This window comes from Nocardioides sp. (assembly GCF_035481145.1).
Classification (GTDB): Bacteria; Actinomycetota; Actinomycetes; order Propionibacteriales; family Nocardioidaceae; genus Nocardioides.
Map to the genome: position 1 here is coordinate 1 of NZ_DATIHB010000047.1, position 8,426 is coordinate 8,426.

The window sequence follows — 8,426 nt, forward strand, 5'->3', positions numbered from 1 at the left end:
AATTACACCCGTGGGATTCCTTCGCCGCACCTCCGCCCTCGCCGCAGCTGTCGACACGCTGCCGCTCGAGGTCCCGACCGCCCGCGTGCGGACGGCACGCTTCTCGGTGGACATCGACTCCGGCGTCCTCTACGGCACCCCGACGCTCGATGACTACATCTTCAAGACCGGGCGCCTCACCCGCGCCGAGGCGCTCCGAGTCCCCGCCGTCAAGCGAGCCCGCGACCTGATCTGTGGCGGCATCGGCCAGTTCCCGATCCGCGTCTACGACCCCACCGGCAAGGTCACCACCACGTTCGCCCCCAACCTCTTCCAGCAGCCCGAGGCTGGCACCGCCCCATCCGTGACCTGGACCCGCGCCGTCGAGGACATGCTCCTCTTCGGCCGTGCATGGATCCGGGTCACGGCGGTCGGCTGGCACGGCCGACCCGTGCAGGGCATCCTGCTCGACGCCGAGACCGTCACCGTCCAGCCCCAGATCCTCACCTTCCCCGAGGGCACCGCGACCGTATGGCCGGACCTGCCCGGGATCATCCGACTGGACTCGCCCAACGGCGGACTCCTCGACGCATCGCGGGCCATCAAGGCATGCATCGCGCTCGAGCGCGCCACCCTCAACGCGGTCGATGGCACCCCGCCCGTTGACTTCTTCACGCCTTCCGGCGATGACGACCCGTTCGAGGACGACGCCGAGGTGGCCGACTTCCTCGACGGCTGGGCCACTGTCCGCAAGGCTCGCGCCACCGGCTTCGTCCCGGCCGGGCTCAAGTACGAGGCGGCGGGGTGGGACCCCGACAAGCTCCAGCTCTCCGACGTCCGCAAGGACGCCGTCCTCGAGGTCGCCCGCCTCACCGGCATCGACCCTGAGGAACTGTCCGTCTCGACCACCTCGCGGTCGTACTTCAACGGGCAGGACCGCCGCCGCAGCCGGATCGAGGACGTGTACGGCCCGTACATGACCGCCATCGAGGGCCGGCTCTCCATGCCGGACGTCACCCCGCTCGGATACACCGCCGCTTTCGACACGGCCAACTACCTCCGCCTGGACGACCTCGCCGCCGCGCAGGCAGACGGCGCCCTGATCACCGCCAAGGTGCTCACCCCCGACGAGGCCCGCGCCAAGCGCGGCCTCGAGCCCCTCGGCGAGACCACCGACCAGCCCAAGGAGATCACCGCATGACCAACCTCGTGACATTCGAGGCCGCGACCTTCGCGGCCGAGCCGGGAAGCCGGACCCTGACCGGCGTCCTCCTGCCGTTCGGCGTCGTCTCCGGCCCGGCCCGCGACCCGCTCTCAGGCAAGGTCGCCCGGTTCACCTTCACCGAGGACACGGTCACGCTGCCAGACCCGTCTGACGTCGTCCTCAACTACGGCCACGACACCCAGTCACTCAAGGCGCAGGTCGGCATCGCGACCGCCCTGAGCATTGAACCGGGCGTCGGCGTCCTCGCTACCTTCCGCATCGCCCGGACCCCCGAGGGCGACCGCGTCCTGGCGCTCTCCGAGGACAAGATCCTCAAGTCCTTCTCCGCCGAGGTCGCCGGTGAGTTCACCCCCGGCAAGGACGGCGTCATGCACTCCAAGGCCACCACCCTCACGGGTGGCGCCGTGGTCAAAACCCCCGCGTTCAAGGACGCGGCCATCACCAACGTCGCGGCATCCGCCGCGCCCAACGGAAAGGACGTTGCCATGGGCGACGAGAACCCGAACGACGCCACGGCGACGTTCTCCAAGGCCGAGGCCGACGCCCTCATGGCCAAGGTCGAGAGCATGGCCACCGAGCTGGCCGAGCTCAAGGACGTCAAGATCCCGGTCGGGCCCGGCGTCCAGCAGTTCCAGGTCAAGGAGGAGCCCATCTACCGCTTCGCCGGTACCGAGGGCGCCCCCTCCGGCTTCGACTTCGCCACCGACCTGCTTGCCGCGGCCAAGGACAAGGACGGCGCCGCGCTCAAGCGCGTCCAGGACTTCACCGCCGAGCGCCTCCAGCCGCAGTTCGTGACGACGGGCAACGTGGACGAGGTCAACCCGGCCCAGTACCGCCCGGACATGTTCCTCGGACAGGCTCCCGTCCCGAAGTCGCCGCTGTACGACACCTTCCACAAGGGCTCGCTGTCCAACGTGACGCCGTTCTTCTGGTCCAAGCTCGACCGGGTCGGCACCACCGCGGGCGTGGCCGACCACGTCGAGGGCACCGACCCGACCGCAGGCAACCTGCTCACCGCGGTCGGCGCCACCGTCACGCCGGTCCCCGTGTCCGGCAAGGTCCACATCACCCGTGAGGTGGCCGACCAGGGCGGCAACCCGGTGGTCTCCGGCCTCGTCTGGTCCGAGTTCGACCGTTCGATGAAGATCGCGCTCGAGACCAAGACCGCCGCTCTGCTCGCCGCTGCCGCGGGCTCGGTGGCCTCGCTCACCGCGGCCATCGCTGCCGGTGCAAACGGCCTCACCCTCGCCAACGCCATCGAGGCCGGACTCATCGACCTCCAGTTCATCCCGGACGGCGACCGGTTCGTCAAGGCCTTCGGTCACGTGGACCTCTACAAGACGCTGGGCACCTACAAGAACGCGGACGGTGAGTCCCTGTTCCCGATCGTCAACCCGCAGAACCGCGACGGGATCTCCGGCGACAAGTACTCGTTCATCGACCTCGCTGGCTACCGCATCAACCCGGGCACCTCGCTCGGCGCGACGTCGGCCAACGCCTCCAACTCGTGGGTGGTGGACCCCAACGCCGTGCACGTCTGGAACTCCGGCCTCCAGCGCCTGGACAAGCTCCAGGAGAAGGTCGAGGGCTGGGACATGGGCGTCTTCGCGTACTTCGCCGGAATCGTCTACGACGTCACCGGCCTCCGCAAGATCTCCTACGACCCGACGGTCTGAGGGTGAGCGACATGAGCGAGCCCAACACCGTCGCCATGGCCGAGTCGGTCGAGATCCCCGGCGCCTCCGGGCTCATGCGCCTCCCGGACGGCACGGTCGTCACCTGCCGCAAGACGTACACCGTCCGGCACGAGGGCGAGCACGCGCTGTTCGTCACCGATGAGGACGGCGCCACCGTCGAGATGACGTTCGTCGGGGTCGCGCAGACCGAGCCGGAGTCCGAGCCGGAGCCCGGCCTCGGGTGAGACCCGGTGGGCGCCTCGAACTCGACCCCGAGGCGCCCACCGCCCACCCACGACACACACCCGTTAGGAGGACCAGCACATGCCCGCACTGCCCGCACTGCCCGAGGTGCAGACCTACCTCGCCACCACCGGCACCACGCATCCCGACACCGTCGTTGCCCCCGTGCTGGCCGCCGAGATCGCAGCACAGGCCCGCCGCTGCCGGTTCCCCGCCGACCCCGCCGAGCCCGCCGCACCGCTCCCGTACCCGGCAGACCTCAAGGAAGCCCTCTTCCGCCGCGTCGCGCACACCCTCGCGGTGCGCGCCCTCCCGCTCGGCGTGCAGGCCAACCTCTCTGAGTTCGGCGCCACCACCACCCGCGTCGGCGGCACCGACGCCGAGGTCCGGCGCCTCGAGGCGCCTCACCGCAAGCTGGTGAAGGGATGACCTCCCGCGACGTCATCGCGGGCGCGATCAACAACGCCGGAATCCCCGGCGCCGCGGGCGCCACGGTCAACGTCACGGCCCGCTACCGGCAGACCCTCACACCGTTCGAGGGCTTCGTCCGGCTCGCCCGCAAGGCCATCGATGACAGCCGCCTCGGCTTCATGGACACGTGGCAGATCTGGCTTGCCCTCCCGCAGGACGTCGCCACCGCCGAAGAGTGGATCGACAACCACGGCGACGCCCTCCTCGCCGCCGTCAACACCGAGGCCACCGCCCTCGACCTCACCCCCTCCGTTCTCGTGCTCGACGCCAACTCGGTGCCGGGCATCGTCATCACCGCTGCCCGCGAGGGCTGAAAGGACCACCCATGACCGCCCTCGGCACCCGCCTCCTTAAGATCAAGATCGGCGACACGGAGTTCACCGCGCAGGTCTCCAAGTGCGTCATCACCTCCGGCCCGGCTGACGCCGACTTCGTCACGTTCGCCGACGCCGCCGCGGGCGGCAAGCGCGAGTACGCCCTCGAGTTCGAGGCCGTCCAGGACACCGACACCACCGCCCTGTGGGACAAGTGCTGGAGCGCCGCGGGCACCTCCGTCGCCGTCGTCTTCAACCCGTACGGCGTCGGGACCGCCACCGCCACCAACCCGTTCTTCACCGGCAACGTCACCATCACCGAGCCGGACGGCGACCTGATCGGCGGCGAGGCCAACAAGTCCACGCTGGCGCGCATGACCTTCTCCTGCAAGTGGGTCTTCGACGCCAAGCCCGTCAAGGTCACGACGGGGGCGTTCTGACATGGCCACCACCAAGCCCAAGGCCACCGCCGTCGTGCTCGGCACGCTCCTGCCCCTGGCCGTCCACCCGGTCTCCATCACGCGGCCGGACGGCGAGACCGTGACCGTGCTCGAGGGGCCGTACGTCGTCGCCATGCCCGGCGTCTACCGGATCGCGGGCGGCGACCTCGAGCCCGTTGAGTTCACGGTCGAGTAGCGCCGTGGGCGTCGGGTCCGGCCAGAACTACGTCACCGGCCTCCGGGAGACCGTCAAGGCCCTCGAGAACCTCGGCGCCGAGGTGGCCGACCTCAAGGAGGTCATGGGCACCATCGCCACCTACGGCGCCGAGATCGCCTCGAGCAAGGCACCCCGCGGCCGGACTGGGCGCCTCAAGGCCTCCATCCGGGGCAACAAGGCCAAGGGCAAGGCGCTCATCACCGCAGGCCGCGCCAACGTCCCCTACGCCGGACCCATCAACTACGGGTGGCCCCGCCGCGGGATCAAGCCCGACCGCTTCATGCAGGACGCGGACCGCGAACTCGGACCCCGCGCCATCGCCCTCTACGAGGAGGGCATCAACGACCTGATCGATCGCACAGGACTAGGACAGACATGACCGACAAGAAGACCGCAAACGAGGCGTTCGAGCTGCTCACCGGCTGGGACGAGATCGCCATCAAGAAGACCTGGGGCGCCGAGATTACCGACCTCCGGGAGTCGCCCTTCACCTTCATGCGCGCCCTCGTCTTCGTGGACGCCCGACGCAACGGCGCCAAGGACCCTGAGGCCAAGGAGGCGGCGCTGACGCTCACCGTCCGCGAGCTGTCGGACTACTTCGCCGACGACGAGGACGAGCCCATGCCCGACGAGCCCACCACGGAGCCGGGAAAAGGCGCCTGAGGGCACGCCTCGAGGCCGACCAGCTCGCTGAGTTCTGCCTCGCCACCCGGCTCTCCCCAGACGACTACTACGGCCTGACGGCCATCCAGCGCGGCGCATTCCGAGACGCACTCGAGCGCATCAAGAATGAGAGGAGGTGACCCCCGATGGCCGGACCCATCAAGATCGCTGTCCTGGCGGACACCAAGGATCTCGCCAAGGGCATGGACCGGGCCGAGGCCGCGATGAAGTCGGCCGAGCGCACCGCCTCCAGCGCAGGCCGCAAGATCGAGTCCTCCTTCGACGGCGTAGCCGAGGCATCCGACAACCTCGCCTCCGGCTCCGCACAGGCCGCTGGTGGCCTCGGGGACCTCGGCGGGGCTCTGTCCCTCATGCCCGGCCCGCTCGGCGGCGTAGGCGCCGGGATGGAAGCCCTGGCGCCCGCCATCATGGGCGTCACCGGTGCCGCCGACCTGCTCAACCTCGCCACCGGCAAGTTCCCCATCCTCGCCAAGATCTCCACCGCCGCAAGCAAGGCCATGGCCCTCGGCATCCGTGCCGTGGGTGTGGCGGTCCGGTTCGCCACCGGCCCGTTCGGGCTCGTCATGCTCGCCATCGCCGCCGTCGTCGCCATCATGGTCGTCGCCTACAAGCGGTCCGACACATTCCGCGCCATCGTGGACAAGGCCTTCGCCGCCATCAAGCGTGGCGCGGCGCTCCTGTGGGCCGGGATCAAGCTCTACTTCGGCCTGTGGATCGGCGCCATCAAGGGCGTCATCAACTTCGCGGGCACCCTCAAGTCCAAGGTCACCGGTGGTTTCGATGCCGTCGTGAAGTTCATCAAGGGCGTGCCCGCCACCATCGCCGCCCTCGGCGGCAAGTTCAAGGAGGCCGGGTCCGGCCTCATGCACAAGATCGTGGACGGCATCAAGGCCGCGGCCGGGTTCATCGGGGACATTGCCTCTGGCATCTGGAACGCGGTCAAGTCGCTCCTCAACCAGGGCATCGACAAGATCAACGCCGCGCTCGAGTTCGACATCAACCTCGGGGTGAAGACCTTCCACGTCAACGCCCCCAACATCCCGCACCTCGCCAACGGCGGCATCACCACCGGCCCCACGTTCGCGCTGATCGGTGACAACCCCGGAGGCCGTGAGGCCGTCATCCCGCTCGACAAGTACGACCTCGGCGGGGGAGACACCTACAACATCAACGTCGTTGCGCCGGTCGGCTCCTCGAGCGCCGACATTGGCCGCGTCATCGTCCAGCACATCACCGCCTACGAGCGCGCAGGCGGGCGGCGGCGAGCATGAAGCCCTACCACGGCCTCGACAACCTCCGCTTCGAGCTACAGGCGCCACCGGCCGGGCTGCCCAACCTCGTCCTCAACCCCTCGGGTGCCAAGGGCGCATGGTTCTGGATCACCCCGGCCGCGGGCAACGTCATGACCTCGAGCGGCACCGCGCTCACCCTCAAGACCACCGTCTCGCAGCCCACGGCGTGCTACACCGACTACATGCCCGTCGCCGCGGGCAAGTACGTCTCCGTCCGACTCGACCTCACCGCGCTCACCGCCTCCCACAACGTCAAGTTCCGTCTGGACTGGTACAACGCCGCCAAGGTTCTCCTCTCCTCGACCGTCGAGTCCGCAGGCGTCACCGCCCTCGGGGCCACTGAGCCGCACCTCCGCCGACAGGCACCCGCCAACACCGCCTACGTCAAGCTCCGCATCGGCCTCTACAACGGCACCGGCAACCCCTCTGTCAACGCCTCGGTGACGTTCAACCGCGCCATGGTCACCTGGGGCGACACCGCCGTGATCGGACCAGTCCGCACCAACCTGATCACCAATCCCTCCTTCGAACTCGACACCGCAGGATGGCGCGGGCTCGAGGGCACCACCATCGCCCGCACCACCACCACAGCCGCGCAGGGTGCCGCCTCCCTCGAGGTCACCCGCGCAACGCCCGGTGACCTCGTCGTCTCGACCCTCGAGGGCACGGGCGGCATCCCCGTCACGCCCGGCGTTGACTACGTCCTCCGGTGGGACATGCGCGCAGCCACCACCGCCCGCAGCACCTTCGCCCAGGTCCATTGGTACGACACAAACGGCAACCTCCTGCACTTCGAGGGCCATTCGGCAGGCACGGAGTCCGGCGCCTGGAGTGCCGCCGCGGCCGGTGAGGCGGGGCAGTGGGAGGCGCCCGCAGACGCGGCGTACGCCTCGCTCGCCGTGGAGTGGTGGGGTGTGGCCGCGGGAGAGGTCCACTACCTCGACGGCGTCCTCTTCGAGGCCACATCATTCGCCGACCCCTACTTCGACGGCGCCACCCCCGACACCTCCTTCCATGAGTACCGGTGGACCGGCACCCCGCACGCCTCCACGTCCCTCGACGTCCTCGACGTTGGATCGTTCCCGTACGCCGACCCGGTCACGTGGCGCAACATCCTCGGCCCGACCTTCGAGCTACGGATTGGCCGCGCTGCCCTCGACGTCGGAACGCTCACCGCCTCGATCTCCGACCCGCTCATGGACCCCGCCGTCACCGCCGACGTACGGCCCGGCAAGGCGGTCCGACTGGTCGCGCTGGTCGCGGGCGTATGGACCAACGTCTACGAGGGCCGCATCGTCAACGCCGTCGTGGACTACGACCGCACCAAGGAGCCCGGCGCGGCCGACACGACCATCATCACCCTCACCGCGGTGGACGCCATCGCCACCCTCGCCAAGACCGGCGAGTCCCGCGGCTACGAGACCATCAACGCCCTGCCCTACATCCTCGAGGGCAAGGGCGTGCCGTGGAACGTCAACGGATCCGGCAACCAGTACCAGGGCACCCCGGTGCAGATCTCGGCCAACCCCGCCGCTGCCGTCCTCGACCAGGTGGCCGTCACCCGCGACACCGCCAAGGGCTACGCGTGGGTGGACCGCAACAACATCCTGCACGTGTGGGACGCCGCCAACATCCCCGCCACCGTCGCCGCCACCTTCACCGACGTCGCCACCGCCGACCCGGCCTCCGACGGCTACTCCAGCATCGACGTGGACTACGACACCACCCGGTGCATCAACGAAGTCACCGTCAAGTGGCTCCGCTACGACGCCGCGCAGGGCACCTCCGAGGAGATCGCCTACGGCCCGTACCGCGACCAGACCAGCATCGACACCTGGGGAACGTACGCCGCCGAATTCACCATCCACGGCGCCACCGAGTCCTC

The 8,426-nt window shown here is 69.3% G+C and carries 11 protein-coding genes; all 11 read left to right on the forward strand.

Going from position 1 to position 8,426, the window contains the following annotated elements:
* A partial coding sequence (locus tag VLF38_RS03965; RefSeq protein ID WP_325269986.1) for a phage portal protein occupies positions 1 to 1,180 on the forward strand: 1,180 nt, incomplete at its 5' end.
* Complete coding sequence (locus VLF38_RS03970) at positions 1,177 to 2,880, forward strand: hypothetical protein (protein WP_325269987.1); 1,704 nt, start codon at positions 1,177 to 1,179, stop codon at positions 2,878 to 2,880. The genes VLF38_RS03965 and VLF38_RS03970, both read left to right, overlap by 4 nt.
* Before the next feature lie 11 nt (positions 2,881 to 2,891).
* A complete protein-coding gene (locus VLF38_RS03975; protein ID WP_325269988.1) occupies positions 2,892 to 3,125 on the forward strand; it encodes a hypothetical protein in 234 nt (77 codons plus the stop codon).
* Positions 3,126 to 3,204: 79 nt separating this feature from the next.
* Positions 3,205 to 3,552, forward strand: coding sequence for a hypothetical protein (locus tag VLF38_RS03980; protein ID WP_325269989.1), 348 nt, complete (start codon positions 3,205 to 3,207; stop codon positions 3,550 to 3,552).
* Positions 3,549 to 3,908 (forward strand): hypothetical protein, encoded by a 360-nt coding sequence (locus VLF38_RS03985; RefSeq protein ID WP_325269990.1) that lies wholly within the window; start codon positions 3,549 to 3,551, stop codon positions 3,906 to 3,908. Before VLF38_RS03980 ends, VLF38_RS03985 begins: the two co-directional genes overlap by 4 nt.
* Positions 3,909 to 3,919: 11 nt before the next feature.
* The gene (locus tag VLF38_RS03990) at positions 3,920 to 4,348 is read left to right on the forward strand and encodes a hypothetical protein (protein ID WP_325269991.1); all 429 of its coding nucleotides are present in this window, start codon (positions 3,920 to 3,922) and stop codon (positions 4,346 to 4,348) included.
* Position 4,349: 1 nt separating this feature from the next.
* Positions 4,350 to 4,544 carry a hypothetical protein gene (locus VLF38_RS03995; protein WP_325269992.1) on the forward strand — a complete coding sequence of 65 codons (195 nt, stop codon included), beginning with the start codon at positions 4,350 to 4,352 and terminating at the stop codon, positions 4,542 to 4,544.
* Between the two features lie 4 nt (positions 4,545 to 4,548).
* A complete protein-coding gene (locus tag VLF38_RS04000) occupies positions 4,549 to 4,944 on the forward strand; it encodes a hypothetical protein (RefSeq protein WP_325269993.1) in 396 nt (131 codons plus the stop codon).
* Positions 4,941 to 5,228 carry a hypothetical protein gene (locus tag VLF38_RS04005; RefSeq protein WP_325269994.1) on the forward strand — a complete coding sequence of 96 codons (288 nt, stop codon included), beginning with the start codon at positions 4,941 to 4,943 and terminating at the stop codon, positions 5,226 to 5,228. The genes VLF38_RS04000 and VLF38_RS04005 overlap by 4 nt, the downstream gene beginning before the upstream one ends.
* 146 nt (positions 5,229 to 5,374) lie before the next feature.
* Entirely contained in the window at positions 5,375 to 6,520 is a 1,146-nt protein-coding gene (locus VLF38_RS04010; protein ID WP_325269995.1) for a hypothetical protein, read from the forward strand.
* Positions 6,517 to 8,426, forward strand: a 1,910-nt coding sequence (locus VLF38_RS04015) for a hypothetical protein (protein ID WP_325269996.1), incomplete at its 3' end; no start/stop codon positions are given. The genes VLF38_RS04010 and VLF38_RS04015, both read left to right, overlap by 4 nt.